Origin of the sequence: Haloarcula sp. NS06 (assembly GCF_051122755.1) — an archaeon.
Taxonomy (GTDB): Archaea; Halobacteriota; Halobacteria; order Halobacteriales; family Haloarculaceae; genus Haloarcula.
In genome coordinates this window covers 723,207-749,882 of the sequence record NZ_CP184844.1, presented here as the reverse complement: position 1 = coordinate 749,882, position 26,676 = coordinate 723,207, and the positions used below count along the sequence as shown (strand labels likewise).

General features: G+C 61.0%; 26 protein-coding genes, 1 tRNA gene and 1 pseudogene. 16 read left to right on the top strand and 12 right to left on the bottom strand.

What is annotated here, in order from left to right:
- Nucleotides 1-125 precede the first annotated feature (125 nt).
- The 6 genes from ACODNH_RS07475 to ACODNH_RS07450 all read left to right on the top strand — a co-directional run bounded on the left by ACODNH_RS07475 (nt 126) and on the right by ACODNH_RS07450 (nt 7,944).
- Nucleotides 126-4,316: a hypothetical protein gene (locus ACODNH_RS07475; protein ID WP_434531207.1), complete on the top strand. Its 4,191-nt coding sequence runs from the start codon at nt 126-128 to the stop codon at nt 4,314-4,316.
- Nucleotides 4,317-4,352: 36 nt separating this feature from the next.
- Complete coding sequence (locus ACODNH_RS07470) at nt 4,353-4,988, top strand: IS6 family transposase (RefSeq protein WP_434530967.1); 636 nt, start codon at nt 4,353-4,355, stop codon at nt 4,986-4,988.
- A complete protein-coding gene (locus ACODNH_RS07465) occupies nt 4,975-5,757 on the top strand; it encodes a hypothetical protein (protein ID WP_434531206.1) in 783 nt (260 codons plus the stop codon). The genes ACODNH_RS07470 and ACODNH_RS07465 overlap by 14 nt, the downstream gene beginning before the upstream one ends.
- Before the next feature lie 26 nt (nt 5,758-5,783).
- Nucleotides 5,784-6,176, top strand: a complete 393-nt coding sequence (locus ACODNH_RS07460; protein WP_434531205.1) for a hypothetical protein — start codon at nt 5,784-5,786, stop codon at nt 6,174-6,176.
- 611 nt (nt 6,177-6,787) lie between these two features.
- The gene (locus tag ACODNH_RS07455) at nt 6,788-6,967 is read left to right on the top strand and encodes a hypothetical protein (RefSeq protein ID WP_306708849.1); all 180 of its coding nucleotides are present in this window, start codon (nt 6,788-6,790) and stop codon (nt 6,965-6,967) included.
- 230 nt (nt 6,968-7,197) lie between these two features.
- Nucleotides 7,198-7,944, top strand: a complete 747-nt coding sequence (locus tag ACODNH_RS07450; RefSeq protein ID WP_306710446.1) for a class I SAM-dependent methyltransferase — start codon at nt 7,198-7,200, stop codon at nt 7,942-7,944.
- On the opposite strand, the gene ACODNH_RS07445 is transcribed toward ACODNH_RS07450, so the two are convergent.
- From ACODNH_RS07445 to ACODNH_RS07435, 3 genes are read right to left on the bottom strand one after another with little or no spacing between them, the layout of a single operon-like run.
- Complete coding sequence (locus ACODNH_RS07445) at nt 7,922-8,506, bottom strand: hypothetical protein (RefSeq protein ID WP_434531204.1); 585 nt, start codon at nt 8,504-8,506, stop codon at nt 7,922-7,924. The genes ACODNH_RS07450 and ACODNH_RS07445 overlap by 23 nt on opposite strands.
- The gene (locus ACODNH_RS07440) at nt 8,499-8,930 is read right to left on the bottom strand and encodes a CopD family protein (protein ID WP_434531203.1); all 432 of its coding nucleotides are present in this window, start codon (nt 8,928-8,930) and stop codon (nt 8,499-8,501) included. The genes ACODNH_RS07445 and ACODNH_RS07440 overlap by 8 nt, the downstream gene beginning before the upstream one ends.
- A gap of 39 nt (nt 8,931-8,969) precedes the next feature.
- Nucleotides 8,970-9,779: a hypothetical protein gene (locus tag ACODNH_RS07435; protein ID WP_434531202.1), complete on the bottom strand. Its 810-nt coding sequence runs from the start codon at nt 9,777-9,779 to the stop codon at nt 8,970-8,972.
- Between the two features lie 100 nt (nt 9,780-9,879).
- Between ACODNH_RS07435 and ACODNH_RS07430 the strand changes: the two genes are divergently transcribed.
- Nucleotides 9,880-10,107, top strand: a complete 228-nt coding sequence (locus tag ACODNH_RS07430) for a hypothetical protein (RefSeq protein ID WP_306708841.1) — start codon at nt 9,880-9,882, stop codon at nt 10,105-10,107.
- Nucleotides 10,108-10,138: 31 nt separating this feature from the next.
- Here the strand turns inward: ACODNH_RS07430 and ACODNH_RS07425 are convergent, their stop codons facing one another.
- Both ACODNH_RS07425 and ACODNH_RS07420 read right to left on the bottom strand, forming a co-directional pair.
- Nucleotides 10,139-10,789 (bottom strand): DUF7095 family protein, encoded by a 651-nt coding sequence (locus ACODNH_RS07425; protein ID WP_004591112.1) that lies wholly within the window; start codon nt 10,787-10,789, stop codon nt 10,139-10,141.
- 114 nt (nt 10,790-10,903) lie between these two features.
- Nucleotides 10,904-12,382: a phytoene desaturase family protein gene (locus ACODNH_RS07420; protein WP_306708838.1), complete on the bottom strand. Its 1,479-nt coding sequence runs from the start codon at nt 12,380-12,382 to the stop codon at nt 10,904-10,906.
- Between the two features lie 164 nt (nt 12,383-12,546).
- Between ACODNH_RS07420 and ACODNH_RS07415 the strand changes: the two genes are divergently transcribed.
- The 4 genes from ACODNH_RS07415 (at nt 12,547) to ACODNH_RS07400 (ending at nt 16,782) form a co-directional block, all read left to right on the top strand.
- Nucleotides 12,547-13,572 carry a DUF2332 domain-containing protein gene (locus tag ACODNH_RS07415; RefSeq protein WP_306708836.1) on the top strand — a complete coding sequence of 342 codons (1,026 nt, stop codon included), beginning with the start codon at nt 12,547-12,549 and terminating at the stop codon, nt 13,570-13,572.
- 88 nt (nt 13,573-13,660) lie between these two features.
- On the top strand, nt 13,661-14,359 hold the full coding sequence (locus ACODNH_RS07410; protein WP_306708834.1) for an alpha/beta hydrolase: 699 nt from the start codon (nt 13,661-13,663) through the stop codon (nt 14,357-14,359).
- An 88-nt stretch (nt 14,360-14,447) separates the two neighbouring features.
- Complete coding sequence (gene ncsA, locus ACODNH_RS07405) at nt 14,448-15,440, top strand: tRNA 2-thiolation protein NcsA (protein ID WP_306708832.1); 993 nt, start codon at nt 14,448-14,450, stop codon at nt 15,438-15,440.
- A gap of 64 nt (nt 15,441-15,504) precedes the next feature.
- A complete protein-coding gene (locus ACODNH_RS07400) occupies nt 15,505-16,782 on the top strand; it encodes a type IV pilin N-terminal domain-containing protein (protein WP_306708830.1) in 1,278 nt (425 codons plus the stop codon).
- Between the two features lie 38 nt (nt 16,783-16,820).
- On the opposite strand, the gene ftsZ is transcribed toward ACODNH_RS07400, so the two are convergent.
- From ftsZ to ACODNH_RS07385, 3 genes are all read right to left on the bottom strand, one after another.
- Nucleotides 16,821-18,059, bottom strand: coding sequence for a cell division protein FtsZ (gene ftsZ / locus ACODNH_RS07395; protein WP_306708828.1), 1,239 nt, complete (start codon nt 18,057-18,059; stop codon nt 16,821-16,823).
- Between the two features lie 2 nt (nt 18,060-18,061).
- A complete protein-coding gene (locus tag ACODNH_RS07390; protein WP_004515010.1) occupies nt 18,062-18,238 on the bottom strand; it encodes a ribbon-helix-helix domain-containing protein in 177 nt (58 codons plus the stop codon).
- Nucleotides 18,239-18,475: 237 nt separating this feature from the next.
- Complete coding sequence (locus tag ACODNH_RS07385; RefSeq protein ID WP_306708821.1) at nt 18,476-19,102, bottom strand: double zinc ribbon domain-containing protein; 627 nt, start codon at nt 19,100-19,102, stop codon at nt 18,476-18,478.
- 264 nt (nt 19,103-19,366) lie between these two features.
- Between ACODNH_RS07385 and ACODNH_RS07380 the strand changes: the two genes are divergently transcribed.
- Nucleotides 19,367-19,440, top strand: a tRNA-Tyr gene (locus ACODNH_RS07380).
- Nucleotides 19,441-19,582: 142 nt separating this feature from the next.
- Here the strand turns inward: ACODNH_RS07380 and ACODNH_RS07375 are convergent.
- Together ACODNH_RS07375 and ACODNH_RS07370 are read right to left on the bottom strand one after the other, a co-directional pair.
- Entirely contained in the window at nt 19,583-20,401 is an 819-nt protein-coding gene (locus ACODNH_RS07375) for a universal stress protein (RefSeq protein ID WP_306710444.1), read from the bottom strand.
- A 232-nt stretch (nt 20,402-20,633) separates the two neighbouring features.
- Nucleotides 20,634-21,816, bottom strand: a pseudogene (locus tag ACODNH_RS07370) (pyridoxal-phosphate-dependent aminotransferase family protein).
- A 522-nt stretch (nt 21,817-22,338) separates the two neighbouring features.
- Between ACODNH_RS07370 and ACODNH_RS07365 the strand changes: the two are divergent.
- The 3 genes from ACODNH_RS07365 to ACODNH_RS07355 all read left to right on the top strand — a co-directional run bounded on the left by ACODNH_RS07365 (nt 22,339) and on the right by ACODNH_RS07355 (nt 24,918).
- Complete coding sequence (locus ACODNH_RS07365) at nt 22,339-23,328, top strand: aldo/keto reductase (protein WP_306708817.1); 990 nt, start codon at nt 22,339-22,341, stop codon at nt 23,326-23,328.
- A gap of 322 nt (nt 23,329-23,650) precedes the next feature.
- Entirely contained in the window at nt 23,651-24,475 is an 825-nt protein-coding gene (locus tag ACODNH_RS07360; RefSeq protein WP_306708815.1) for a YihY/virulence factor BrkB family protein, read from the top strand.
- Nucleotides 24,476-24,555: 80 nt separating this feature from the next.
- Nucleotides 24,556-24,918, top strand: a complete 363-nt coding sequence (locus tag ACODNH_RS07355; RefSeq protein WP_306708813.1) for a hypothetical protein — start codon at nt 24,556-24,558, stop codon at nt 24,916-24,918.
- 27 nt (nt 24,919-24,945) lie between these two features.
- On the opposite strand, the gene ACODNH_RS07350 is transcribed toward ACODNH_RS07355, so the two are convergent.
- Nucleotides 24,946-25,596 carry a helix-turn-helix domain-containing protein gene (locus tag ACODNH_RS07350; protein WP_306708811.1) on the bottom strand — a complete coding sequence of 217 codons (651 nt, stop codon included), beginning with the start codon at nt 25,594-25,596 and terminating at the stop codon, nt 24,946-24,948.
- Between the two features lie 146 nt (nt 25,597-25,742).
- Between ACODNH_RS07350 and ACODNH_RS07345 the strand changes: the two genes are divergently transcribed.
- Nucleotides 25,743-25,991, top strand: coding sequence for a PRC-barrel domain containing protein (locus ACODNH_RS07345; RefSeq protein WP_369815292.1), 249 nt, complete (start codon nt 25,743-25,745; stop codon nt 25,989-25,991).
- A gap of 109 nt (nt 25,992-26,100) precedes the next feature.
- Here the strand turns inward: ACODNH_RS07345 and ACODNH_RS07340 are convergent, their stop codons facing one another.
- Nucleotides 26,101-26,448, bottom strand: a complete 348-nt coding sequence (locus ACODNH_RS07340; RefSeq protein ID WP_306708807.1) for a four-helix bundle copper-binding protein — start codon at nt 26,446-26,448, stop codon at nt 26,101-26,103.
- Between the last annotated feature and the right edge of the window lie 228 nt (nt 26,449-26,676).

Here is a 26,676-nt window from a genome sequence, read left to right as displayed (position 1 = left end):
AGCATATCCGTAAGAACTATATAATAAATTTAACAGTCTAAACTATGGAATGTTTGGGGCGGGTTGGTGCTGTGGTGGCAGCATTGTTGATAGTGACGGCTACAATACCTACGACGGCAGTTGGTGTGACACAGGAATCTGCACTGTCCACTGCCGGCAACGAACCGGTGACAGAGAATACGTCTCCGGAGTACATCCAGGACAGTTCTGCAGCCCCGGCGGTTGCACTAAAGAGCGCGGCGGTGTTGCATACACGCAATCTGAGCACGTCAGGAAGCACGTACGAATCAGCGCAAAATCGAGCCTATTCCCGGCTTAACCGGACTGGCCAACACTACGTTGGTCCGAACCGCGTTTCGTCGAAAGAGTTATACACCGCAGATGCACAGGCGCTTCAGGGGCTGTCGAAGTACGGAAAGACGAACGATAGCGCCCACGCAGTCCGGATTAGCGAACTCGTCGTTGCAGCCGATAACAAAACGGCGTTCCAGTCGCTTGCGGACGCCCGGACTGTCCTGAATCAGACTGAGACCGAGTCACCGGGGACAGCAAACAGTGCGGAGGCACACATCAGTAACGCCGAGCGACACTACCAGCGAGCCCAGAATCAGTTCCGGAAAGCCGATGACACAACAGGGGCTCGTGCAATCAAGCACCGCGCCAAAGCAGTTCGCTCGCTACGGAACTCATGGACTCAATCTCAGAAGGCACTAGGGAGACTCGATGCGGAGACAGCGACGACGGTGACAGTCGGACCACGGTCGGATCCAGTTCGGAACGGAACCACGACGACGAACAGAACGGTTACGGTCACTGTCAGCGACAGTCGTCCGTGGCACCTTGAGAACGTCACAGTCTACGTTGACGGAACGAAGCAGCATTCGCAGGCGGTCAGTACCTTCGGAAGCGGTCCAAACCAGAATCTAACGATGCAGGCCCCCGTCCGGTTGACCGAGCGAACGGCCAACATTACCGTTGTAGTGTCCAAGCGAGGCACCACTGCAGCGTCTGACTCAGAACAGGGAACCGATGATACAGCGGCCTCAAGCAGCGGGATGAAAAGTCAAGAGAAACAGAAGGCCAACGGCCAGAAGCAGGGCAAAGCGAAGGGCAAGCACAAGGCGAAAGGCAAACAAAAGAAGCGGAAGCAGAACGGTAACGGCAAAGCGAAGGGTTACGGCACGAATAAGCAGTCCCAGGGAGCCTCCAAGGGTAATTCACAGTCGGTCACAGAAAGTGAGACAGCGACTGCGACACTACTATTAGACGGAGACGGCTTGCGTGATAACTACGAAACCGATGTGCTCGGGACCGACCCATTAGACCCTGACAGTAACGCCACGGCAACCGGGGCTGACGAAAGCCAGAACGGCATTCCTGACGGGTGGGAGGACTTCGACGGTGACGACCTGCGTACGCTCGCTGAACTCGAATACGGCACAGATCCCCTCACCGCCGACACGGACGGGGACAATCTCACCGACAGCGACGAACGCCGCCTCACGAAGACGGACCCTCTCGAGAGGGACGCTGACGGCGACGGGGTCACTGACAACCGTGCAGACCCGGACGACGACGGCTTGACACACGAAGCGGAACTGTCTGCCGGAACCCATCCGCTGTACGCTGACGTGGACAACGATGGCCTCACTGACCCTGCGGAACTCGACGTGGGCACCGATCCGCTCTCTCCTGACACAGACGACGACGGGCTATCCGATGGCGACGAAAAAACGGCTCCCTTCAACACGGATCCGCTGGACCCTGACACCGATGGCGACGGCATCACGGATGGGAACGAGACATACACTACGACCGCTCGGAACGAGAGCCTCGGCGCGTCAGTAAACATCACTGGTGCTGGGAACGTGAGTGCGGAGACGACGGTGGCGGAACCGGTCAACGTTCGCTACCAGGATGACTATGCGCCCAATGGAACTGCTGCTCCATTCATTGAGTTCGAGTCCGACGCAAACTTCACACAGGCAGAAATCTCCATCGAGTACAACGAATCTCGGATGTCGGGCGCGGAGTCAAACGCCTCCATCTACTGGTTCAACGAATCGGCGAACCGGTACGAGCACGTGCCGTCGTCGGTCGACACTACCTCGAATACGGTGACGGCCAACACGACACACTTCTCGACGTACACCGTCTTCGATACCGACGCCTGGAATGAGTATCTCACCGAACGCAACGACATCATCTCCAAGAGTCCGGACCGTTCGAAGGTCGGTGAGATCGAGTCGTGGACCTTCGAGAACATGCCGGACTCGATTGCAGAGAGTAACTGGACCTGCGACGTCGAATCGCGTGACGGAGGCTACAGCGATGAGCCGGCCAATGGGGCGTGTGAAATCGAGGCGGACCGTGACGCGATTCGTGTTGGTGAACGGACCAACCGAGAACGGACCCTGTCACGGTCGATCACGCTGCCGGACAACCCGCAAGTGTACGTCATCGCGAACGTGACCGCCCACATCCAGAGCGCGTGGTCTCACGCGGCGGCGACCCTGGCTGTGACAGATGAAGACGGCAAGACCGATATCTACCGTCTGGAAAACGACTACAGCAGCGGCTGGCAGACGGAGAACGCGGTGCGGCGGGTGAACATCTCCGAACATGCTGGGGAAGACGTGACGGTGACGCTACGGGCCGACGCTCGCCACACCGGTGGGGACTACTCGTGGATTCGCGCTCACAACGTGCGGTTCGTCTCCCCGTCGAACGAGACTGTCCGCGTGGACTCAGACGAGGACGGCATCTCGGACTTCCGCGAGGTGACCGGCATTCCGCTGGCCAACGGACCGACGGTGACACTTGACCCGAACGATGCAGACACGGATGGTGACGGCATTCCCGATGGCGAGGAAGTCGACATGTCCGAGACTATTGAGAACGAGCCACCGAACGAGCAATCGCTGGTGACCGGATACCGCTGGACGAGCAACCCTGCTCAGGGGAACGCTGACACTGACGGCGATGGGCTGGCTGACTCACTTGAGAAGGGCGGCTGGACTATCCAGACGGTCAACAAGAGCGGCGAGGTGTACCGGTACGACTACGCCTGTGAAACAGACGATGGGTGTGAAGCACAGTCGGATTCCATCCGTGTGACGTCGGACCCGATGTCGTGGGACTCGGATGACGACGGTCTGACTGACCCCGAAGAGAAGAATCTCACGCACACCGATCCGAGCGCGGAGCGAACGTACAACATTACTGCCGAGCGGTCAGAGACGTTCGAGCAGGTGTTCGATGGCAGAGGGTCCTACCCACGAACGAACCTGCAGAACCAGATGGGACTGGACACTGATCGCATGCAGGGCGTGGACGACCTCTCGGATCCGGAGTTCACGGACGCAAGCGATTCATTCGACTTCGTAACGACCGACCAACGCGGGCTGGATCAGTTCGTCTTCAGAGGGCTGGATGGCAACCCGCAGACGGATTACTGGATTTCGAACAAGAAAGAGATCCGCACGGCGAATCCGGATCATCGGCAACCAGATGCAGATCCGGCCCTGGGCTCTGAGACTGATCCCTGGGACCCTGACACCGACGATGATGGACTCACTGATGGGCAGGAGATCGATGGAGTGCAGGACGGTTCGTCCGGCTCGGTCTACAAAACAGACCCAACGGACCCAGATACCGACGGTGACGGCTACTGGGACGGCTGGATCGGCGTCTACGACGTTGGGCACACTGACAACGTGGTGCTGTATCGTGAGAATCTGCAAAGTGGTGATGGTATCGAGGGACGTGAAATCGTTGCTGAACAGGCTGGTGTTCACGAACGGTGGCAAGTGAAAGATGTTCCAGATAGCGTTACAGCGGCAACTGTCGATTATGACAACGATGGACGTGTGGAACGTTCCAATCTTCAGGTCGGGGAATTACAATGGGACACAGACCCAACCACACAGAGTGAGACAGTTGACCTATCCATTGAGACCGACTTCGTGGCAGGATTGCCGAACCAGCGCCTAAATAGCTCGGGCTGGGAACGTGGTATCCAAGACAACTACGCTCTCTATGGGATAGACATTGATATCGTTCGCGACGAACGACTATCTGATCCCATCGCAAACAGTGCACCGCGGTCGATATCTACCGATGCCGATCAGTACATGGCAGTGACCACAGAAAGCATCTTCCCTGGAACCGGGTTTAACGCCTACGCCACCACAGAATCCTATATACCTGTCCAGCTCCCGTTGCGTGGAATGTACGTCTATGCAGAGTCAATCGTGGATATAGGTGCCCCTGGCAGGGTAGACCAACGTCATCTGGCACAGGTCGTGTTTAGTTAAGCGTGAAAAGCGAGGCGGACAGATTTCTTGGTGCCTATGCCAGAAATCAGCCGCCTCAGCGGACATAGAGACTGGATTGATTTGGATTTTGTGGAGCGCGAGCGGACACCCGAGCCAGCGATGGCGTTGGGTATTCAATCGCATGTTGCGGGACTCTCGCTATCGAATACCGTTGAATTACTCGATTGTCTGGGTGTCCAACGCAGTCGCAAAGCCGTCCACGATTGGGTTCAAAAAGCCGACCTACAGCCCGACTCTGGGAAATCTCCGAATCAGATTGCGCTCGACGAAACAGTGATTCGGATCAACGATCAGCAATTCTGGCTGTACGCCGCCGCCGATCCGCAATCGAACGAACTGCTTCACGTCCGGCTGTTTGCGACGACTACGACCACACTCACGGAAATTTTCCTACGCGAACTTCGGCAAAAACACGATGTCGAAACTGCTGTCTTTCTCGTCGATGGCGCTCAACACCTCCAAACTGCACTGCAACGAACTGGACTCCGATTTCAGATGTGTCGCCACGGAAATCGGAACGCTGTCGAACGGATTTTTCGAGAACTGAAGCGTCGAACCTCGTCGTTTTCGAACTGCTTCAGTCACGTCGACCCGGAAACGGCCGAAAACTGGTTGCAGAGTTTCGCTTGCTGGCATAATGCTACAAACTAAACACTACCCTGCAGGGGGTGCTGACATTGATACTGATGGCGTGAAAGAGCACTCGAACGTTCATATTGGAGAACGTCAGTGGGGTAGCGCACCGACGGACGGGAATCCACCCAGTCTGACCTTTGGAGTTGAGGCGGACTACGTCGATGAGCTCCCAGAGAACAGACTCGATAACGAAAACTGGGTTACAGCCATCGAAGAAAACTATGCGCTGTACGGCATCACACTCAATATTGAGCGCGATGATACGGTAGTCACCCTCACGGACGCGCTTGCGTCGAGTAATGACGAGAATCAACACTTGTATCTCCTCGTCTCCTCGGAACGCGCCAGTGGTATCGGAGGCAATCCGTGGGGATTCAACGCCGACGAATCCATCGGAACCAGTTTGGAACTACCCGCAAACGGCCATATCATCTATGCCGAATCTATTTCAGAGTCGGCAACGGAAGAAAACGCTGTGCCTGCAAGCGATGTAACCAATTCGCCCTACAACAGCAAAACAGAGGTGCTTGCTGGCTCTGTGGAGATGCACGAACTTGGCCACTCCTTCGACGTAGGTCGGCTTGATGACACCGGTGCGTTACCATTGGGCGAAGTCTACAGTGGGTCCTCAAGTGACCAGAACTCTGAGAGACATGAGACATCCGGTGCCACCCGATGGAGCATCATGCGTCGAGGGTGGGACTCAAATTCATTAGCCAGTCACAATGGGAATTCATACTATGTCTTTAGTATCGAGGAGCTGTCAACAATCGACCAACCATGATATTTAGACGTTATTCTCTCTGTTTGGTGTTGCTGATTCTTATCAGTCTCAGCGGGTGTCTGACACCCGGCCCGGGAACGGCAATCACCTACAGTGGTGACCTGAACACGACGGGCGAACAACTCCAGATGAACGGGACAATTCACGATACCACCGGTAGTGGGCCATTCCACAATGTGACCCTTTACTTCTACACCGAGGAGGCCAACCTGCTAAACGAAACGGCAGTCGGTACGCTGACCGGACAGCGAGATGTCTCACTGACAGTCTCGCCATCACCCAACTACATCATCATCGACTCACCGGATTTCTGGGAAATAAATCAGATAGATGTGGTCTACTTCGTACGGCAAGGCGACGGAACGTATGCAGAGGAAACTGCGACGGCCCGCGGAGAACTACCTGTAGAACCAGAGTGAATCCCAAAAAACCTAGCTGACGACGGCCTGCCTGACGGGACCGAAACGGGCGGCTTCACGCGGTCGTCACTGCCGTTGACCATCGAACCGTTCACGACGGATCCGACTGATCCTGACACGGATGGCGAGGGGCTGACCGACGGCGAGGAGAACGTTGTCGGATATACCCGCTCAGGGACAGTTGTTTGCCAAGAAAATATCGGGACCGTCTCCCCAAATGGCTCCCCACAAACAGTTCTATTGTCGTGTGAGGAAATACCGCCGTTGTTCACGTTCATTGCGGAGGGGTCCCCCTGTGACCAGGAAACGTGGATCGGAATATATCAATATAGGAATGCGATGAGCCGTCACTTCCTCCAGTTGCTGAAATGAGTAATGATATAATCTGTCTATTTAATTAACACATAAACGGCTAACATTAAATCCCGAAGAGGACTGCTGCTGGTTCTGAATATTGGCAACAATCTCCACTTCTCAGGCACTGGTTTTCCAAGAGCTACTGAGGTGTGTGAACCGCTTTATGAAACCCTGTGATTAGTAGAGAAATCACAGGAAGAGAAGATCAAACGCCCGATGAGACATCGAGGTTTCAAAACAACTCGTGGCCGATCATGGGTGATAGTTTTATTGCCAACCCCGGCCGTACTGTGTCTGAAAAACATATCGGGAAGCTCGTCATCGGAAATGCAAGGAGCCAGAACTTCCCCGGATACCTGAATGACTTCAAAAAATTAGTTCTAGATGCACAACCAGCGAAACTAGGTACTGTTGCTGACAGACTTGCAGAGTAGTCCGGATTAACCGAAGCACGCAATAAAAGTGCTCACACGAGGCTGTCGGCCGAGCGTGAACTCGATGCAGGGACTGACCAGTGGGATCCGGACTCAGACGACGACGGGCTCACGGACAGTCTTTCACCCTGTAGAGTGGCGGTCCGACCGCGATACTTTTCAGGACGACAGGTCATCAGGCGAGTGTGCGCAGGTTTTCCGCCGACTACCTCGAAACCACCCGCAGAGGGATGTGGGCTGACTCCCGTGTGGCGCTCTCGGACCTGCAGTTGGACGAGTGTGAGCGCGTCCTCGACGTGGGGTGTGGGACCGGTGAACTGACCCGCGTCCTCCGCGAGGAGACCGACGGAACGGTTGTCGGCCTCGACGCCGATACGGACCTGCTGGCCGCCGCCGGCAACCCGACCGTCTGCGGGGACGCGACGCGACTCCCCTTTACCGACGACAGCTTTGACCTGGTGGTGTGTCAGGCGCTGCTCATCAACCTTCCCGAGCCCGAGGTCGCGGTTCGGGAGTTCGCCCGCGTCGCTACTGACCGGGTGGCCGCCATCGAGCCGAATAACGCCGCCGTCACTGTCGAATCGACCGTCGACGCGGAGCCGATGCTGGCCCGCCGCGCTCGCCGGCTCTTTCTCGATGGCGTGCGGACGGACGTTACCCTCGGCAGTGACGCCGCCGACGTGTTCCACGACGCGGGGCTGTCCGTCGTCTCGACGACACAGTACGATCAGGAACAGCGCATCGAACCACCATACGACGACGCGGCGATGCAGGCGGCCCGACGGAAAGCGACCGGAACAGGGCTGGCCCACGACCGCGAGACGATTCTCAACGGGGAGACGACGCCCGCCGAGTACGACACACTCCGGGAGCGCTGGCGGTCGATGGGCCGCGACGTGATCGAGCAGATGCAAGACGAGGCCTACGAACGCCGCGAAACGGTGCCGTTCTTCGTCACCGTCGGCGAGGTTCCGTGACTCGCTCGCTTCCGGCTTCGGGGAGCAGATAGCCCGCCAGTCCGTAGACCGCGATGTCCAGCAGGCTGGCGAGCAGGCCGACGACGCCGCCGACGATAGCGGCGACACCGGCTCCGATGAGCAGGACCAGTACCACGGTCTGGAGGCTGACCCCGCCGCTCTGTATTGTTGGGACGAGTGCCACCGCGAGCAGTCCCAGCAGGAACGCGACGCCTGCGACACTCCCGGCCGCAACTCCGTGGAGGACGAGGGTTTGCAGCGGGACATCCCCAAGTGCCACCCGGCTGTGGACCCACCGAACGGCCAAGACGAACAGCGCCCAGAGATAGCAGAAGACGGCGACGCCGACGAGGGTGTTCAGCCCGGCGAGCAGGTCGGCGAGACTGCCGCTCGCGTGGGCAGCGAGGACGCCGAGCAGGACGAACAGGACGGTGTCGAACGAGGCGAGCGTCCACGTCACGAGTGACACCGGTCGCGCCGAAAGGTGTGTGCCGTCGCGCGCTGGCTCAGTCTCACTCGCTCGTTCCGCCATATCTTCCCGCTCACGCCGGTTCTCACCCATGCGCGAGGACCTCCGCGAGGACGACGATGCCCAGGAGGATGGCTGCCGTCGCGCCGTAGGCCCGCGAGAGCGTTCGCTGAATGGTCGGGGGCAGGTCGTCGAACGTGTTCACCCGGTCACCGGCCTGAACGAGGAGTAGCGTACGGACGGCCGACCCGGCGACGAGGACAACGACAATGGTCAGCTTCGCCAGCAGGGTTCGTCCCCAGTCGGTTCCGGGACCCGGCGGCCCGAGCGCACCGAGGTTCCCGACACCGGTGAGCACGAGCACGCCGACGCCGCCCCAAAACAGCCATTCGAACTGTCGACCGGGCACAAGTGAGTCGATAGCACCGCTCCGATAGCTGTACCAGAGCACGGTCGTGCCGCCGACGAGGGCCGCCATCGTGAGGACGTGCAGGGTCCGAATTGGGAGGGCTGCCATAGCTGTCGCTTCACCGGCAGGTCGCAAAGAACACGGGGGTCAGTTTGACTGGTCGATTGTCACCACGTCCTCGCCCGTCGCCACGTTGTACCGCGTTGCCGGGTCGATGGTCAGGCTGACGACGCCACTGTCGAGGGTGTCCGGACGATCGAACCGTGCCACCGTCGTTCGAGCGGTGTAGTCGGCGGTGTAGACGCAGGGCTGGGTGTAACAGCCGAAGGCGTGGATTCCGCTGTCGGTTGCCTCGATGCGTTTCAGATGGGGCAGTATCGACCCCGATCCCCAGCCGGTCTGGACGACAAGGACGGCCCGGCGCTCGAAGTCAGTCTCCGAGACGAACGCGTGAATCTCGTCCCTGTCGTCGTTGAGTCGGTCGACATCGTCGGGCCCGGTCAGCAGCGTCGCGTAGAGCTGATCGCCGTTTCCGCCGCTGTCGTCGTCGGGCGAGAACTGGTGCCCTTCCTCGCGAAACACCGTTCCCCGCGCCGCCCGCTGGTCGAACGCCAGCGACGGCTCGGCCGGCATGTTGGCACAGAGGTACAGCGGGTCGTAGTCCTCGTTCTGCCCGTCTCCCGAGCACGTGGTCTCATCGATGTCATACGGCGGCGCGTCGACTCGATCGACGCCCGCGGGGAGTCCGCTCGGCGTCTGGGTCGGGGTTTCGTTCTCGGTGTCCGTCGGCGTGCCCCGGTCGGTTCCGTTTCGCGGCGTCGGGTGTGTCGGCGTCGTCGCGCCGCCGTCGCTTCCGCCCGAGCCATCGCCGCCAGCCCCAGGAGCGAGACAGCCGCCGAGGACAGTCGCCGCGAAGCCGCCGACCAGCCCCAGTGTCTTGCGTCTCGTTCGGTTCATACGAGACGCTCCGATCGGCGCGGATGTATCCCTTCTGTACGCTCAAAACCGCGTTGTAGTTGTCATGACTGTGTTCACGCCCAATGTCCCGCCTAGAGCGATGTTGCCCGTCGATAGACCCTTGCAGGGCGAGCGGCTACGGACGATACATACCGATTCGCGCCTCCCCATGATACCACCGCTCGTCCGCCGCTGTCCGGAATGCCGTCACGTGACCTGGAGCCGTCGGTTCACTGCGGTCGACGACGGTGAGGGCGGCTCGCGACTCGTCGAATGTCCTGCCTGCGGACACCGGTTCTCGACGGTCGACGCGCCGTGGTTGCAGTAAGTCAGCCTGTCAAAGTCAGTTCGGTAACCGCCTACACCACATCGCCCCGAACCGTCGCTCCTTCCTGCTGTGCCCGGTACTCTTTGACCGCGTCGGCGGCGTCGCCGGCCTCCGTCTCGTCCATCCCGAGCATCGACAGCGACTGCGTCAGCGTGGGGAAGACGAACTCGTTGTCACGGAGCTTCTGGAACGCGTCGGGCGACCGTTCACCATCGAGCCACAGGCAGGCCCCGCGGGGGTCCAGAATCTGTTCGTAGTCGTTTCGCATCTTCGCGCCTTTGAGCCGCTGGGTGACGTTGTCCTCGAAGGAGGCGTTACACACTTCCAGATGGACCGGCTCGTCATCGTTCAGGAGGTGGGCGGCGAGGCACTTCTCGGGGGCGGCATGTCCGTTAGCGTTCGCGCGGATGTACTCGGGATGCTCGTCGGCCCACGCGGCCCGGACGGTCTTGCCGACGCCGTCGACCCCGTGACTGCGCTGGAACTCCTCGGCGCGTTCCGGCGCGTCCTTGAACAGGATGTCCTTGGTGACGTACACGTCCAGCCGCTCGACCGGGTCTAGCCCGAGCGCCACGTCGCCGTACACCCACACCTCGCGGACCGGGACCGGCATCGTCTCGTCCTCGACCGTAGCGACGATTTCTTCCACCCGCTCGACTGCCTCCGGACGGTCCAGACTCATTACCTGCTCTATCAGTTGCGCGGCCTAAACGCTGACTCTCCGTGCCGGTTACGTTGCGCGTCGCCCGTCACCCGCACCACGTCGTAGTAGCACATCTATGCCTCGCTGTGGTGGTCAGCTCCGGATGTGGTCGGCCGCGATTTCGCTCCCTTTGACACAGGCGACGGTGCCAAGGCCCGGCCATGTAGTGTCGCCGGCGAGGTAGAACCCCTCGACGCCCACGTCCTGTGGAACGGCTCCCTGGTTCGCGTTTGCCGGCGTCTGCCTGTATCCCCCAACAGCCCCGCGGGGTCTGTTCGTGAACTGTTCGTAGGTGACCGGCGTCGCCACCTCGGAGACGACCGGGTTGGTCCCGAGGTCGGGATAGACGGTCTGGCCGCCTGCAAGTAGTCGCTCGCGGGCGGCTGCCTTCTCCTCCTCGTAGGTCGCCTCGTCAAGGCCTTGCCACGGTTCGACTGCACAGTGGGTAGACAGCATGACTGCCCGGTGGCCGGCCGGTGCGCTCACGTCGTCACCCGGCGCGGAGACGGAGACGAACATGTTGTTCCCGTTGCCGAGCGGTTCGTCGTAGGCCTGCAGAATCTGATGGTGCGTCCGCTCGCGGCCGTCGACCTCGGCTGCCGGGACGCCGAGAAATAGCATGAGTGCGCTCCCCTCGTGGGTTTGCAGCATCGAGCAGTATTCGTCGAGTCTATCACCGACAACCGTTGGCGCGAGGCTTCTGGTAACAGGGACTGGGACAGTGCTGACGACTTGGTCTGCGTGGACCGGCCCAGCCGCCGAGTCGATACAGAAGTTACCGCCGGTCCTGGTTATCGACCTGACAGTGCGGCCCGTCTCGACTCGTCCGCCGATGTCCGTGTACTGGTCGACGAAGGACTGCCAGAAGCCGTACATCCCGCCGGTCGCTCGGCCCAGTCCTGTCCGATGGATCGTCATCCCGAGGACGGCGTTCAACAGCGGGGCGTCGTCGAGCGCGGCATGGACCGTATCCTCGACGAGCATCGAGACGACTGCTCGGAGCGGTCGGTCGTCGTACACGCCGTGGGCACGCATCGCGTCGGCCATCGTCCAGCGGAGGTATCTGATCAGCGGCAGGTCCCGAAAGCCGACCGCACTGGCGTTCCGAACGAGGTCGTCGACGCTCTGTATCGGCATCTTGACGTCTGTTCTGGTGAGTCGCCAGAGCCGCGCCGAGAGGTCGTCGATGAAGTCGTAGAACGCCAGATGCCGCCTGTCATCGCCGAGTTTCGTGCGTCGTTCGGTGTCCCAGTCGGTCTGATCGCGGTACAGCGTTACCGTCCGGTCCGGCAGCCAGACGTCGTAGGCATCCTGTATCGCCATTGCTGGAGGTTCGAAGCCGACAGCCGACAACAGCTGGCCGCCGACACCCTCCGGGACGAAATCCACGAGTGTCGTCGCACCGACATCGAACCGGAACCCCGCTCGTTCGTAGTAGCCCGCACAGCCACCGACGCTGTCGTGCTGTTCGAGGACGACCGTCGAGTAGCCGTCCGCCTGCAATCGTGCGGCCGTGCTCATGCCGGCGACACCGCCCCCGATGACGGCTACGTCTGCAGACTCAGTTCCCACAACTCCTCACCTGTACCACATACTCGATAGCCGCGGTGAGGGCTGTTGCTCGTCCGAAGTCGTTTTTCTGACACAAGCTCATTACTTCGTCTACATGTGTGCCGGTGAAAATAGTACCTCCCAGCAGCCAAACACTCATCTGTCAGTGCAGTGTCCCCGCTGATATGTCTGACCGCCGAGCGCAGTTCCGGGACCTGGCTGAATGGGCCGACGACTCCTCGCCGCTGTACGCCCATCTCTGCCGTGAGGCGGCTGAAGACAGCGATATCCTCGACATCGCGGCGACCGTTCCCGAAGGCCGCCAGGCCCCACACCTCTTGCTTGCCGCGGTCCACTATCTGCTTGACCGGAACTCTGCCCATCGGCTGGCCGAGTACTACCCGAGCATCACCCGGAGGGCGCGTGACTCCGACGATGAGTGCTTTCCAGCCTTCCGCGAGTTCTGTCTCGACCATGCCGACGATATCCGGCCGCTCCTGCGGACCCGGCGCACGCAGACGAACGCAGTGCGGCGCAGCGCGGTCCTCTACCCGGCTATCGCACAGGTAGCCCGCGCTGCCGACGGGCCGCTCGCGCTGGTGGAACTCGGGCCGAGCGCCGGCCTGAACCTGCTGTTCGACCACTACCGCTACGACTACGACGGTCGCGTGGTCGGCAACAGCGACTCGCCGCTTACCATCGAGAGCAGCGTCCGGCGTGGCGACCCGCCGCTTCCGGAGGCGCCGCCCGCGATTCGCTCTAGGGTCGGTATCGACCGGAATCCGCTTGACGTGACCGACAAGGCCGACAGGGACTGGCTCCGCGCACTCGTCTGGCCCGAACACGAGGAGCGGCGCGCCGTTTTAGACGGTGCGCTGGCGGTTGCACGGGACGACCCACCTGCGCTTACCGAGGGCGATATGCTCGATGACCTGCCGGCGGTACTCGACGAGATTCCGTCCGACGTCCCGGTCTGTGTCGTTAACACGCTCGTGCTGTATCAGGTCCCGGCGGAACTGAATGAGTCGCTAACGACCTTGCTCGAAGAGCAAATGGCCGAGCGCCCGCTGCACTGGCTCACTGGTCGGCGGGACCTGTCGGGCGGCGAGTCGGTGGAATTGGACTGGAAGCGCTGGGGTGGTGACGGCGTCGAGGCGACCCACCTCGTCGACTACGAGCCACACGGGGCGTGGCTATCGTGGCAGCCGTGAGCGCGCACGGGCTCTCCACGTCGACAACGCGACGGGCGGCTGTCAGGCGTTCACCCGGGCTTATGTCCTCGCCGCGGGAACGTCGGGTATGCAGATTCGCGTGTACGACGAGGGGGCGACCCGGGACTGCCTGTTCGTCCTTGGCTGGGGGAACCGGTGTCGACACCGGAACGTCCAGTGGCTCATCGACCAGCTTGCCACGGCGTACCGCGTCCACGCCGTCGAACTGCCGACACACATCACCGACTACCGGCGGGAGTGGGTCGGTCCGGTGCAGGAGTATGCCGCCGACCTCGGCGAGTTCGACCTGCTCGGGCACAGCGCGGGTGGGCTAACAGCGGCCCACCTCAACGCCGACGGTATTGGCAACCGAGTGTATCTGAGCCCCTGGTGGGACAGTGACTTTCCGGTTCCGGGGCCGGTGCTCGACGCTATCGCATCGCTCCCGATTACGAAACCGTTCATCCCTATCGATACCTTGGATGCCGACGCCATTGGCGACTTGGCGACGACCCAGCAGCTCGCGGAGGCTCCGTCGTCGGTTTCGCCCGCCTTCCTTCGGACTGTGTTTCGGGCCCAGCGGTCGCTGCCGCCGGCCCGGGACACTGCCGCGGCATTTTGCTCACTTACGGACACAGTTGTCGACCCGCGTGCCGTCGGGGAGCGTCTGCCGGCCGACCGTATCCGGCTGTACGACGGCGGCCACGAACTGTTCTCGTCGAGCGGCCGCGAGGACACCACTGAGACAGTCATCGACACACTACAGCACGGTCCCGACGCGCTGTGAGGTGTGGCTGTGACCGATTCGGTGCGATCTGTCCTGTCGGACCCGAGACGAAACCCTCTCACCATTGCGGCCACGACTACTCGTCACGATGGAGTGCGACAAATGCGGCGAGAATGCGGTGTTACACGCGGCCTATTCCGGGCTTCACCTCTGTGAGTCTCATCTCTGCCGAGCGGTCACGAAACGGGTTCGCCGTCGCATCCGCGAGGACGGCCTCGTGTCCGACGATGCCACGGTCGAGGACCCCGAGACGTGGGTCATCGGCCTCTCGGGTGGCAAAGACAGCGTCGTTCTTACGCAGATTCTGCACGACACGTTCGCCGAAGACCCCCGCATCGAACTGGTCGCGCTTTCTATCCACGAGGGCATCGAGGGCTACCGCGACGCGAGCTTAGAGGCCTGCGAGGAACTGACCGATGACCTCGGCATCGAACACGTCACCGTCTCATACGCCGAGGAGTTCGGGGTCCAGATGGACGATGTCGTCGAGGACGACCCCGAAGGGATGGCCGCCTGCGCCTACTGTGGTGTGTTCCGCCGTGACCTCCTCTCGAAGTACGCGGAGGAACTCGACGCCGATAAACTCCTGACCGGTCACAACCTCGACGACGAGGCCGAGACGGCGCTGATGAACTTCCTCGAAGGCGACATCTCACAGATCGCCAAACATTTCGAGGCGTCGCTGGGGCCGTTCGACTCGTCTGACGCACCGACAGACCAGACGCGCGAGGCCCAAGACCATCACATCCCACGGGCCAAGCCGCTCCGTGACATCCCAGAGAAAGAAGTCGCGCTGTACGCTCGCTTCGAGGACCTCCCGGCACACATCACTGAATGCCCCCACGCTGATGAGGCCTACCGCGGTGAGATACAGGATCTCATGCTCGGACTGGAGGAGAACCACCCCGGGACCCGACACTCGATTATGGCCGGCTACGAGAAGCTCGCGGCGCTGGCCGCCGACACCTACGGCGGCGAGAACAGCGACACCGACTACGGCGAGTGCGACAACTGCGGCGCACCGACGGCGCGGGACCTTTGCCGGAAGTGCAATCTGCTGGACGCGCTGGAAGCGGTCTGAACGGAACACGGCGTCCGGTATCGGGCAAAGGCCCTTTTTCATCGAGTTTGCTAGGGAAAGCAGGATGTGTCGGGTCGCGTCTCACTCTCTGTCAGAACGCGCTGTCTCGCCGGTCGTCGGAACGGTGCTATTGATGGGTATCGTCCTTCTGCTGGCCGCCGTGTCAGCTGGGTTCGTCTTCGGTCTCACCGAGCTGCAGGACCCAGCGCCACAGGCTACGCTCGCGCTGGAGCAGACAGACACGCCGGGCGAGTATCGCCTCGTCCACGAATCCGGTGACACCATCGATGGCGACCGGATCACACTGCGCGGCGTAGCCGACCCCGACGCGCTCGCAGGCATAGCGTTCACGGCCGGGAAGTCGGTCCTCGTGCAAGCCCGGTCGGACTCTGTCCGTGTCGTTTGGACCGAGCGCGACGGCGCACCGTCGTCGTACGTGCTCTCGACATTTAGACCGGCGACTACCGCGGACACCCTCGCGGTCGGCACGGTGTTTACCGGGGCTCCCGGCGGTGTCAGACAGATAGCCGGGACCACGGGAGACACGACGACGCTTGCGACGCCGACCGAGCCGACGGCACTCGGTCCGGCAATGGATATCGACAGCGACGGCACTATCGAGGTTCCGTATGCCACAAGCGGCGGCGAAATCAAGATTGTCGCGACCGACGGGACTGTCGAAACTGTCACTACCAGTATTCCTACCGGCGCTGGTATCGATACGGACAAGACTCGCCTCGCCAGCGGGACCTGGGACGGCTGTACGGGCGTGTTTTTCGCTGGTGATGACGACGATATCTACTGTGCTCCTACTGGCGGGTCGGCCACGCGTATCGCCGACCCCGGCGATGGCGGCACGGCGGTACTCGGTATCGGTGACATCGATGCAGACAGCGACGACGAGTTCATTTTCGCCGACGCGAGCGCCCAACTCCAGTACTACGACTCGCCGGGCGGAACGCCGACACCGGTCGGCCCGACACTCGGCGCGAGCACTGGTATGGGGGCCGGCACGCTGGGTGATTTCGACAGCGACGGCCGGACCCGTGTCGCAGTCGTCGATGGCGGCAACGACATACACATGATCGACGCCAGTAGCGACACCAAAATCGAAAGTGGGGACGTCACAGGCGGCACTGCACCGAGTGCGAAACAGTCCGCTGTCGCCGCAGCGGACGTTGACGACGACGGCGCTGACGAACTCGTCTATATCGGAGACAGTAGCGGGAAGCTGCGATACGTCGATAACATCGACCAGCCAACCGGGGACTGGGAACGGAAGTTCCTGACTGACGACAGCGGCTCACAGGTCGACGGTGACGTTGAAACTGGTGCCGTCTGATATCGAGTTCGACAGCGAAAACAGAAAACGAAACGACGTTACTTGTTGGTCCGGATGACGTCGAGTCCGTTGTTCTTCTCGCGCTGGTCCTGCCCACCGTCAGTCTCGCTGTAGCCGGTGGTGCGACCGCCGCTGCTCTGATTCCCGCTGTTCGGAGCGGGACTGTCGAAGCTTTCGACGTTGTCGGACGCATCGAAGGACGTGTCGTCGCCGACTTCCTGAATCGCCTCGCGGGACTTGTTGGCCTGCTTCTGGGTCGTCGGACCGAGTACCTGCGCGGACTGGACGCCGGTCATGATGGCCATGACCCGCACCTTGCCCTTGTACTCTTCCTGAATCCGTGCGCCCCAGATGACGTTGGCGTCGGCCTCGAGCCGCTCGGTGATGTTCTGTGCGATGCCCTCGGCCTCCTTCAGCGTGAGGTCCGGGCCGCCGGTGATGTGGACTAGACCACCGCTCGCGCCGCGGTAGTCCACGTCAAGCAGCGGATGGTTCATCGCGTCCTTGACGACCTCCTCGGTCTTGTTCTTGTCCTGGGTCTCGCCGACCAGCATCACCGCGACGCCGCCCTGATTCATGATGGATGTCATGTCGGCGTAGTCGAGGTTGATGAGGCTCGGCTGCGTGATGGTCTCCGAGATGCCTTTGACGGTCTCGGCGATGATCTGGTCCATCACGGAGAACGCCTTGCCGATCGGGAGGTTCGGGACGTAATCGAGCAGGCGGTTGTTGTCCAGCACGATGATGGAGTCCGCTTCGTTGCGGAGCTTCTCCAGCCCTTCCTCGGCCTTGACCGTGCGGGCCCGCTCGACGTTGAACGGTGTCGACACCATGCCGACGACGATTGCGCCCTGTTCCTTGGCGATCTTCGAGACGACGGGGGCGGCACCCGTTCCGGTTCCGCCACCCATGCCGGCGGTGACGAACACGAGGTCAGCGTCGCCCAGCACTTCCTTGATAGTCCCCTGTGCCATCTCCGTGGCGCGCTCGCCCATCGACGGGTCACCGCCGGCACCGAGGCCGTTGGTGAGGGACTTGCCGACCAGAATCTTCGTGTCGGCTTCGATCATCTTGAGGTGCTGTTTGTCCGTGTTGATGGCCACGGTGTCAGCGCCCTCGACGCCGATGTTGTACAGGCGGTTGACCGTGTTGTTGCCGGCGCCACCACAGCCGACGATGACGATGCGCGGGTCGCCGAACCCGTCGACATCCTCGTCGGACATCTTCTTCTTTTCTTGCTCGTCGCGTTCGAGGGCCTCGTTAACGATATCCTGCATCGTTACACCTTGGCCCAGGACCGCTTCTTTTCGGAGGCTTGCTCGGAGCCTTCCTCGGCGAGCATTTCCCGAACCGCCGAGCGAATCGCTTCGCTCCGATTGGGGTACTCGCCCGTCTCGACCATCTGTTCGACCTCTTCAATCTGCTGCTTCGGAATCCGTAGTGTCACACGCTCCATGTTTGGTAGTTTCCCCTTGGGTAAGACGGCCCGGACGGGATCTGTTTACGACCCGCACGAGTGTTTACACAGCGAAACCGCAGTACGAGGGCGGCATCCCCCCGCGTTCATCGCTGTGTAAGACGACCGTCTTACGCAGAATAAACCACTGACCCTGATGTATTAAAACTTACGGGCAGTGTCATACACTTTCCCGTTTACGGCGTTTGAGGGCGTGTAACGTGTGCAAACGCTAGTTTAGGTCTGGTCAAGTACATCCGCCGCAGGCGTTCGTCTACCACAACCCGGGCAGAAACCCCAGTCCGACCGGAGCTCATCACCGCAATCACAGAACACCCGGCGGGACGCCTTCTCACCACAGTTCGGGCAGTAAACGTGGTCAGAACCTATATTCTCACCACATTGCGCGCACGTCTTACGTTCCTCCGTGTCGGATCTGTCTCGTGTTTCCGCTTCTGTCTTACGCCTGCTCGTATCAGACGTTTGAACTTCGTCGTGGGACCGCTCGCCCTCGGTGCTCGCTCCTCGGTCAGCGGTGCGCCGTCGTTCGGTTTCGGCGTCCGCTGCCCCTGTGCTTACGCCGTCTAACGAGATGTTTACGTTGACATCCTGTGGTTGCGAGGGTTGGCGTCGCGTCTGCAGCCGGTCGGCGATGATGCTGTCGACGCGTTCTTCGATGAGTTCGTCGATCGTCTCGGCGTCGGTTACGGACTCCGACGACGACGACGATAGGTCCGACGCTGACGGTGACGCGTCTCCGAGGTACTCCCGGAGCGCCTCGCGCATGACCTCACTCTTCGAGGCGTCGAACGCCTCGAGTTGGTCGATGAGGTCATCGTCAGCACGGAACGTTATTTTACTCATCGGACTCGGTGAGAGTATTATACATGATGGTATTTTAATCTTCCCGCACTGTCTGACGCCCGTCAGCTACCGGCATGACGCGATACAGCTTCTTGCTCGGATTCGGTTCGTAGACTGGTTTGACCCGTCTATCAGAGCATCGGAGAACGGGTCAGACGTGTCTGACACGGTCCAGTGTGTCACCTCGCGTCGTGTGACCGTTCGCCGAACCCTCTGCGAATAACAACCCTTAAGTCCAGACGGCGGGGTATTTTCGGGTGTCGACCGCCCTTAGCTCAGACTGGTAGAGCAGTCGACTGTAGATCGACTTGTCCCCCGTTCAAATCGGGGAGGGCGGACTTGGTTTTCCTCGAATCATCGAACATAGTGAGACTGTAAGCGGAAGGCACACTCACCGAGCCGATTTGAGCGCCGTTCAGAGTGTTCAAACGAGGACAGACTTGCCTTTCGACCCTGCACCATCCGGCTGACTAGAGGTCATCAGCCGGTGAGCGTAACCGGGCGTTCGGCAGCGAGCATGATGTCCTGCGTGGTGCTCCCGAGGAGGACGTTCGCGATCCCCGACCGCTTGCGTCCGCCCATGACGATGTTATCGGCATCGCGGTCCGTTGCGGCGTCGAGTATCTTCCGTCCGACTTCACCGCCGACGGCGACCCGTTCGACGGGGATCCCTTCTGCTTCTAGGTGCTCCGCAGCAGTGACAGCGGCGTCGACCTCTTCGAAGTCGTGAGATGGAGCGCCCTTGTAATCCTGATGTGGGAACACGAAGAGGACCGTTGCTTCGACTGAATCGGGAGCGTTGGGAAGAGAAGCAAGATATTTAGCCTGGTTCCGTGCTCGCTCTTCGCTCGTATCGACTGGGACCAGTACCTGCCGTATCCCCTCCCCGAGCACGACACTCTCGCCCGTGATTGTGACTGGGCTTTCGGCCGAGAGCAACACGTCCTGTGCAGTACTGCCGAGCAAGACTTTCGAGACGCCCGATCGCTTGCGTCCGCCGACGACAATCTCACCACTGTCCAGTTCGGTCGCGGTACGGACGATCTGTTGGGCGACGCCGCCGTCATCAACCATCCGAGTCACGGAGATACCGGCCGCTTCCAGTTGGTCGGCTGCCTGGACGGCGGCGTCTATGTCATCGAACTCCGCCTCAGCAGCGTCGGCGAATTCATCCGGGGGAACCACGTAGAGCACTGTTGCCTCGACGGTTTCAGTGGCATCCGGGAGCCGTGAAACATAGCTCGCTTGATTCGACGCGCGCGCTTCGTCTCTGTCGACGGGTATGAGTACACTGTACATCACACATAGATATGTTAGCTAAGGTGAATTAAATCATGATATATATTCCCGCAGGGTAAGAAAGCCAGTCTGCGTGACCAGCTTGGTCGGATAGCGTGAACCATACTATTGTGATGTGCTTGAGGCAGTCGCCACAGGTCTCGAAACAAAGCAGAAATCGGGAGCCACGAGGTGGTAAAGATAGACCCGACAGAATCTCGCCTCGAACTGCGGGTGTCGGTTTGACGTGGCGTTAGAAGCGCTCGCTCATCGCCGGCTAGCCCCGCGTCCACGTCTACGGCCGCGCCCTGCTCACCCAGCGCATTGCCCAGCGCTGCAAGCAGATAGCTGACGTTCTGCCGGCGGGCCGAATGGCCCATGCAGCCGATGCGCCAGATGTCGCCTTCCAGTGCGCCCAGTCCGCTGGCGATTTCGAGGTCGTACTCGTCCAGCAGGTACTGGATGACCGCGCCGTCGTCGACGCCGTCGGGCACACGGACGGTGTTCAGGCTCGGGAGCCAGAAGTCGTCCGGGGCGTTCATCTCCAGCCCCATGCCCTCGACGCCGGCTTTCAGCGCGCCAGCGACGCGCAGGTGACGGTCCCAGCGTTCTTCAATGCCTTCCTCGGCGACGAGGCGAAGCGCTTCACGGAGCGCGTAGACGTTCGTGATCGGGGCCGTGTGGTGGTAGGCGCGCTCATCGCCCCAGTACCCCTCCAGCAGCGAGATGTCCAGATACCACGAGCGGGCCTCGGACTCGCGGGAGAGGACCTTGTCCATCGCGTCGTCGTTAAGCGTGAGCGGGCTCGCGCCCGGCGGACAGGAGAGGCATTTCTGCGGGCCGGAGTAGGCCACGTCGATGCCCCACTCGTCCACGCGGAGTTCGACGCCGCCAAGCGAGGTCACGCTGTCGGCGATGACCAGCGCGTCGTTTGCGTGGGCGATGTCTGTGAGTTCGGGTACCGACGGCTGGAGGACGCCGGTACTGGTCTCGGCGTGGACGAACCCGAACACGTCCGGGCTGTGGTCGTCGAATGCCGCTTCAACCGCTGCCGGGTCGAGCGGCTGGCCCCAGGGGGCGTCGACGGTGACGACCTCGCCGCCCGCGCGCTCGGCCATGCTCGCCATCCGGTCGCCGAAGTAGCCGTTCGTCGGGACAAGCATCGTATCGCCCGGTTCGACGACGTTGCCGATGGCCGCCTCCATCGCCGCGGACCCGGTCCCGGAGACTGGAATCGTCCACTTGTTGTCCGTCCGGAACGTGTACCGGAGGAGGTCCTGGACCTCGTCCATGATCTCGATGAACGAGGGATCGAGGTGGCCGACCAGCGGCGTACTCATCGCCTTGAGTACGCGCGGGTGTACGTCGCTCGGGCCGGGGCCCATCAGCGTCCGGTCTGGTGGTGACAGCTCTCCGACAGCGGGTGCCTCGTCCATATCGTCTGTTACCCGGTGACTGGGCATTAAAATCCGCGGTCACGACTCTCTAGTCAGAGGATGCCCTACATTTCTGCTGGGAGTGTCACTCTCCCACCGCAAAATACGGACTAACTATCACTTCTATGCTGTCAGTCACCAGCTGCCACTACCCTACTCCATAATCACAATCGCCAGACGCCACTGGTGTGAAAGGTGTGAACAATCTACCCTGTTTTTACTCTCGTACTGCTAAGCTGGCGTGTGGTCGTCGATGGGATTGTTCGATAACGCTGCGTCCCCTGGGGAGGAACCGAGACGCCGATACACCTGTTTGGTGTGCCAGGCGTCGTTCGACGTTCAGTACCACTCGTGTCCGGACTGCGGTGCGTACGACATCCGCCGGACGAAGTGGCTCACGTAGCCCCCGGCGTCCACGTTGGCACGTCCACCGGACTGCCTGCTATCGGGCTACACTGCCCTTTTTTCAGGTTGTTGCCGCGTACCACAGCCACCAAGTGACCGCCGACGGTACGGTCGTCCATGAACCGACGACAGCTAGGGACGACAGGGTACGACGTGACAGACGTTGGACTGGGGACCTGGAACATCGGTGGTGACTGGGGCGACGTCTCGGCGGAGGAGGGTCGGGAAACGATCCGGACCGCGCTCGACGCTGGCGTCGATTTCATCGACACCGCCGACGTGTACGGTGACGGCTTCAGCGAGCAGCGCATCGCAGACGTGCTCGACGAACGCGGGGTCCGCGACGAAGTGACCGTCGCGACGAAGGCCGGCCGCCGGCTCGACCCACATACGGCCGACCGCTACAACTACGACAACCTCTCCGGGCACGTCGACCGCTCGCGTGAGTACCTCGGGACTGATACACTGGAACTGTTGCAACTGCACTGTCCGCCGACTGACGCCTACTACCAGCCCGAGACGTTCGACGCCCTCTCACGGCTGCAAGCCGAGGGGAAAGTCGCTCACTGCGGCGTCAGCGTCGAACGCGTCGAGGAAGCGCTGAAAGCCATCGAGTATCCGGAAATCGAAACGGTCCAGATAATTTTCAATATGTTCCGTCAGCGACCCGCGGAGCTATTCTTTCAGGAAGCCAAGCGCCGCGACATCGGTGTCATCGTCCGCGTCCCGCTGGCTTCCGGGCTCCTGACCGGGAAGCTCTCCCGGGACATGGAGTTTCCCGAGAACGACCACCGGAACTTCAACATCGAGGGCGAGGCGTTCGACCGCGGTGAGACCTTCGCTGGCCTCCCGGTCGACGCGGGCTTTGACGCTGTCGACGAACTCCGCGAGCACGTCCCCGAGCGGATGACGATGGCTCAGATGGCGCTACGCTGGATTTTGGACCACGATGCGGTGTCGACTGTCATCCCCGGCTCCACCTCGCCGGACCACGTCCGGGCGAACGCGGCGGTCAGCGAGATGGACCCGCTCTCAAATCAGGTTCATGGCGCGGTGCGGGACAGCTACGAAGAGTACGTCTTCGACGACGTCCACCATCGCTGGTAGTCGCCGCTGGATGAAAGTTTACGATTGCATATACTTTTGACAACGGTAAACAACGGCTGACGCAGCGAAATATGTCTCAGAATTCCATCTAGAACAACGCTGAAGTCCCCGAATTCATATACTGTATCTGATCATTCTGGCAATAGAAAACATATGGATTCAGACATTTATCGGCTATCTTCGTATCAGAATATGAGAAGGTGTCAGACACCTCTCGGACCTTGTGGTCCACACCGGAACTGCCAATCAGTCCGCGGCGGACACCGGCTCACACAATACCTGCCATCGCAGGCTTTCGTTCTATTCCCGTGGCTCGCGACCCATGTACTGTGAGCCCCGACCAGCTATCGATCACAGTCACCATCACTGGAACGCGCCCCAGATACCGATGAGCGGTATCGCAACCGGACACGAGATCGTTCAGCGGGCCCGCGATGAGAACGTCCCGTTTATGGGAGCCAGCATCGCCTACTATGCGATTGCGTCGATCGTCCCGCTCCTCGCGCTCTTGCTCGCTGTGCTCTCTACGTTTGGGGGCACCGCGACGCTGTTGGAACTGCTTCGGACGGTCCTCTCAGAGAACGGTCAGATGATTCTGACAGAGTTGCTTGAGAACACGCGCGGCCATGGGGCGACCGGAACCCTGAGTCTGGTGTTCGTCGTCTGGAGCGGCAGCAAGGTGTTCCGCGGCCTCTCCGTCGCCTTTACCCAGGTGTATTGCGAAGTCGCGGAGATATCGCTGCTGGCTCGACTCGTCCGCAGCGCAATCGTAATGGGCGTGCTCCTCGGTGCTGTCGTCTTTCTGTCGGCCACTAGCGTCGCACTCACGTACGTCCAGTTTCAGGTCCCGTATCCGATGCTGGTCGGCAACCTCGCTGCATTTGCCGCCCTCGTTATCGCGTTCGTCCCGATATACTACGTTCTGCCACCCGTCGAAACCTCGCTTACACACGTCGCCCCGGGAGCGCTGTTTGCCGCGGCGGGCTGGATCACCATCCAGGTCGGATTTTTCTATTACGCTGGGACTGCCGGTCAGTACGCGGCATACGGCTACCTCGGCGCGCTGCTCCTGTTCGTCACGGCGCTGTATCTGGCTGCCATCGTGTTGCTGCTCGGTGTCGTCGTTAATGCGACGCTGGACTGGTAGCATCTGTGGGCGGCCGCGTCGAGTCTTGCATTGGCAGGCAGTAGCTTCCTTCTGGTTCCTCCGGTCTATCCAGTCGCCACATGAGCGAATCATCGTCACTGCGGCCCCGGGTCGCCGGGCGTCTGCAGTCCAGCGCGGAACAAGCCATCAAACGACCGGTCAAGGAAGCGGTACAGGAGGTACTCGCGGACGCGGCTCAGACCGGGGACGGAAACGCTGAAGTTGGAAAAGCGGCCGCGACTCCGGAGAGACACGCCAAAGCGGACTCGTCGGACAGCACAGACGCTGACCAGTCGGCGTCGTCTGGCGGGGACGACGAACCGGTCGGCTCGCGTTCAGGCTCCGGCAGTCGACTCCGGTCTCGCCGGACGCTGGCCTTCGGGCTCGTTGTACTCGGTGTCTACCTCTCTCGCCGCCGTCGGTCTTCAAGCGGGGAAACGTAGCGCCGGCAACGATGCACGGTCCGTGCGTCAGTCGAAATCGACAAACAGCACGTCCTCGACAAGGGCGTCGGTCGCGCGTCTGAGCCGCTCGGAGGCTGCCTGGTGTGTTATACCCAGCGCGTCGGCGAGCTCTGACAAATCTACCTCGCGGGGCACCTCGAAGTAGCCGCGGTCGGACGCCTCGGCGAGAATCTCGTACTGGGCCGACGTAAGTCCGTAGCGACCCGCCGGGTCTTCGTCGAGTTCCCGGATCGAGGAGACCTCGAAGGCGAGGTTGTGCTCTGCACAGAAGTCGTGTGTCTTGGAGAACAGCGAGCGCCGCGGATACAGTACGCGCAGTTTCCAGGCCGTTCCCTGGCCTACGGCATCGAGAATCGTCGCCTCTGAGTTAGTGAGCATCTGAACGATGAGGTCGACGTGGTCGATCCACTCCATCCTGAACAGCCACTCGTCCTCAAAGTCGCCCAGCAGTTCGACGTTGTCAACGGAGGGGTCCGCTTCGAGTGTTTGCTCGATGTCCTCGCGCTGGCTCCCACGGACCCACAGCATCGGCATGAGTGCGTCGTCACCGCTCGTGACGATCCGCTCGATTTCGAACTGCAACTCCGGTAACTGTTCCAGCGAGTGATTGAGCGCCAGGTCGCTGGCCGGAACCGTCCCGGAGACGATGGTGGGCATAGATACCCGAACTGGGAGTGGCACGCTAGTATGTCTTTCCGTTGACTATTACGGGTCGGTGGCCACGTGACCGTTTCGCCGCCCGATTGGCGGCTGCGTGTGCAAGCACGTCGGTGATGCGCGTCCCGCCGGTAGCGACGACTGCAATGTCTACGATCCAGTTGACCGACGACGATGTCGGCAAGACAGTTGTCACGAGTACCGGCGACGAAATCGGCATCGTCAGCGGGTACAGATACGGCACCGCCTACGTTGACCCTGATCCCGGGCTGAAAACGACACTCCTGACGAAACTCGGCTGGGAAGACACCGACGCCGATGACGGTTACCCGCTGCAGACTGATGCCGTCGACACCATCACCGAGGATCAGATCCGTCTCAGCACGGACCTGTAACAGACAGACGGTCAGAAACCGGGGTATCGTGCTACGACTGTTTTTGCATTCGAGCCCGAACGGGGAGGCGGTGACAAACCGTGTTGCTCGTTCGTGCCGTCGGTCGCCGTTATTTGACCATCGCTTCACAGGCCTCAGCACACTCTGAAAGGACCTCCGCACAGGTACGGCAATGGTCGTGGTCGTGCTGCTGACACTCTTTGGCACACTCCCGACAAACTGTCGCGCAGAGCCCGGCCATCGCTTCTCGGTGTGATGACCCTCGCGCGAGGAGCTTGCAGTGGAGGGCTGCAACGTCCGTCACGTCATGACAGTGCCGAATACACTCGGTCATGCCGTCGAGTTCCGCACACTCGTCGGCACACCACTCGCACACGTCGACTGCTTCTCGACACAGTTTCAGACACTCGCGTTCCCGCTCGCTCAGATGTGCTGCGTCAGTGAGGGGCTGTGACATTACGGTCTTTGCTACTGCCTGTTCGTCCACGAGAGTGCGGCCTGCATGCGAAAGCTGGCCTGTCAGCCACAAGATAGCTGGTGTCACAGCCAGTTTCGGGCTGCCAACGCGGTTTGCGGTCCCGGCTCAGGACCTGCAGTTGTGTAATGGGCGTATCAAAGACCAATGCCGGGTGGGCAAACCCGGCGTGAAACCGTCCCGTACAGGGGAGCATGAGACGGTGGGCGT

Coding starts and splice junctions, on each gene's coding strand:
- ACODNH_RS07375 (WP_306710444.1), bottom strand. CDS start 20,401: ATGTACAGTGTACTCATACCCGTCGACAGAGACGAAGCGCGCGCGTCG.
- ftsZ (WP_306708828.1), bottom strand. CDS start 18,059: ATGCAGGATATCGTTAACGAGGCCCTCGAACGCGACGAGCAAGAAAAG.
- ACODNH_RS07365 (WP_306708817.1), top strand. CDS start 22,339: ATGAACCGACGACAGCTAGGGACGACAGGGTACGACGTGACAGACGTT.
- ACODNH_RS07470 (WP_434530967.1), top strand. CDS start 4,353: ATGCCAGAAATCAGCCGCCTCAGCGGACATAGAGACTGGATTGATTTG.
- ACODNH_RS07390 (WP_004515010.1), bottom strand. CDS start 18,238: ATGGAGCGTGTGACACTACGGATTCCGAAGCAGCAGATTGAAGAGGTC.
- ACODNH_RS07360 (WP_306708815.1), top strand. CDS start 23,651: ATGTACTGTGAGCCCCGACCAGCTATCGATCACAGTCACCATCACTGG.
- ACODNH_RS07450 (WP_306710446.1), top strand. CDS start 7,198: ATGTGGGCTGACTCCCGTGTGGCGCTCTCGGACCTGCAGTTGGACGAG.
- ACODNH_RS07340 (WP_306708807.1), bottom strand. CDS start 26,448: ATGTCACAGCCCCTCACTGACGCAGCACATCTGAGCGAGCGGGAACGC.
- ACODNH_RS07415 (WP_306708836.1), top strand. CDS start 12,547: ATGTCTGACCGCCGAGCGCAGTTCCGGGACCTGGCTGAATGGGCCGAC.
- ACODNH_RS07455 (WP_306708849.1), top strand. CDS start 6,788: ATGGGTGATAGTTTTATTGCCAACCCCGGCCGTACTGTGTCTGAAAAA.
- ACODNH_RS07445 (WP_434531204.1), bottom strand. CDS start 8,506: ATGGGTGAGAACCGGCGTGAGCGGGAAGATATGGCGGAACGAGCGAGT.
- ACODNH_RS07345 (WP_369815292.1), top strand. CDS start 25,743: ATGTCTACGATCCAGTTGACCGACGACGATGTCGGCAAGACAGTTGTC.
- ACODNH_RS07385 (WP_306708821.1), bottom strand. CDS start 19,102: ATGAGTAAAATAACGTTCCGTGCTGACGATGACCTCATCGACCAACTC.
- ACODNH_RS07400 (WP_306708830.1), top strand. CDS start 15,505: ATGTGTCGGGTCGCGTCTCACTCTCTGTCAGAACGCGCTGTCTCGCCG.
- ACODNH_RS07430 (WP_306708841.1), top strand. CDS start 9,880: ATGTTGCCCGTCGATAGACCCTTGCAGGGCGAGCGGCTACGGACGATA.
- ACODNH_RS07440 (WP_434531203.1), bottom strand. CDS start 8,930: ATGGCAGCCCTCCCAATTCGGACCCTGCACGTCCTCACGATGGCGGCC.
- ACODNH_RS07465 (WP_434531206.1), top strand. CDS start 4,975: ATGCTACAAACTAAACACTACCCTGCAGGGGGTGCTGACATTGATACT.
- ncsA (WP_306708832.1), top strand. CDS start 14,448: ATGGAGTGCGACAAATGCGGCGAGAATGCGGTGTTACACGCGGCCTAT.
- ACODNH_RS07435 (WP_434531202.1), bottom strand. CDS start 9,779: ATGAACCGAACGAGACGCAAGACACTGGGGCTGGTCGGCGGCTTCGCG.
- ACODNH_RS07355 (WP_306708813.1), top strand. CDS start 24,556: ATGAGCGAATCATCGTCACTGCGGCCCCGGGTCGCCGGGCGTCTGCAG.
- ACODNH_RS07425 (WP_004591112.1), bottom strand. CDS start 10,789: ATGAGTCTGGACCGTCCGGAGGCAGTCGAGCGGGTGGAAGAAATCGTC.
- ACODNH_RS07350 (WP_306708811.1), bottom strand. CDS start 25,596: ATGCCCACCATCGTCTCCGGGACGGTTCCGGCCAGCGACCTGGCGCTC.
- ACODNH_RS07410 (WP_306708834.1), top strand. CDS start 13,661: ATGCAGATTCGCGTGTACGACGAGGGGGCGACCCGGGACTGCCTGTTC.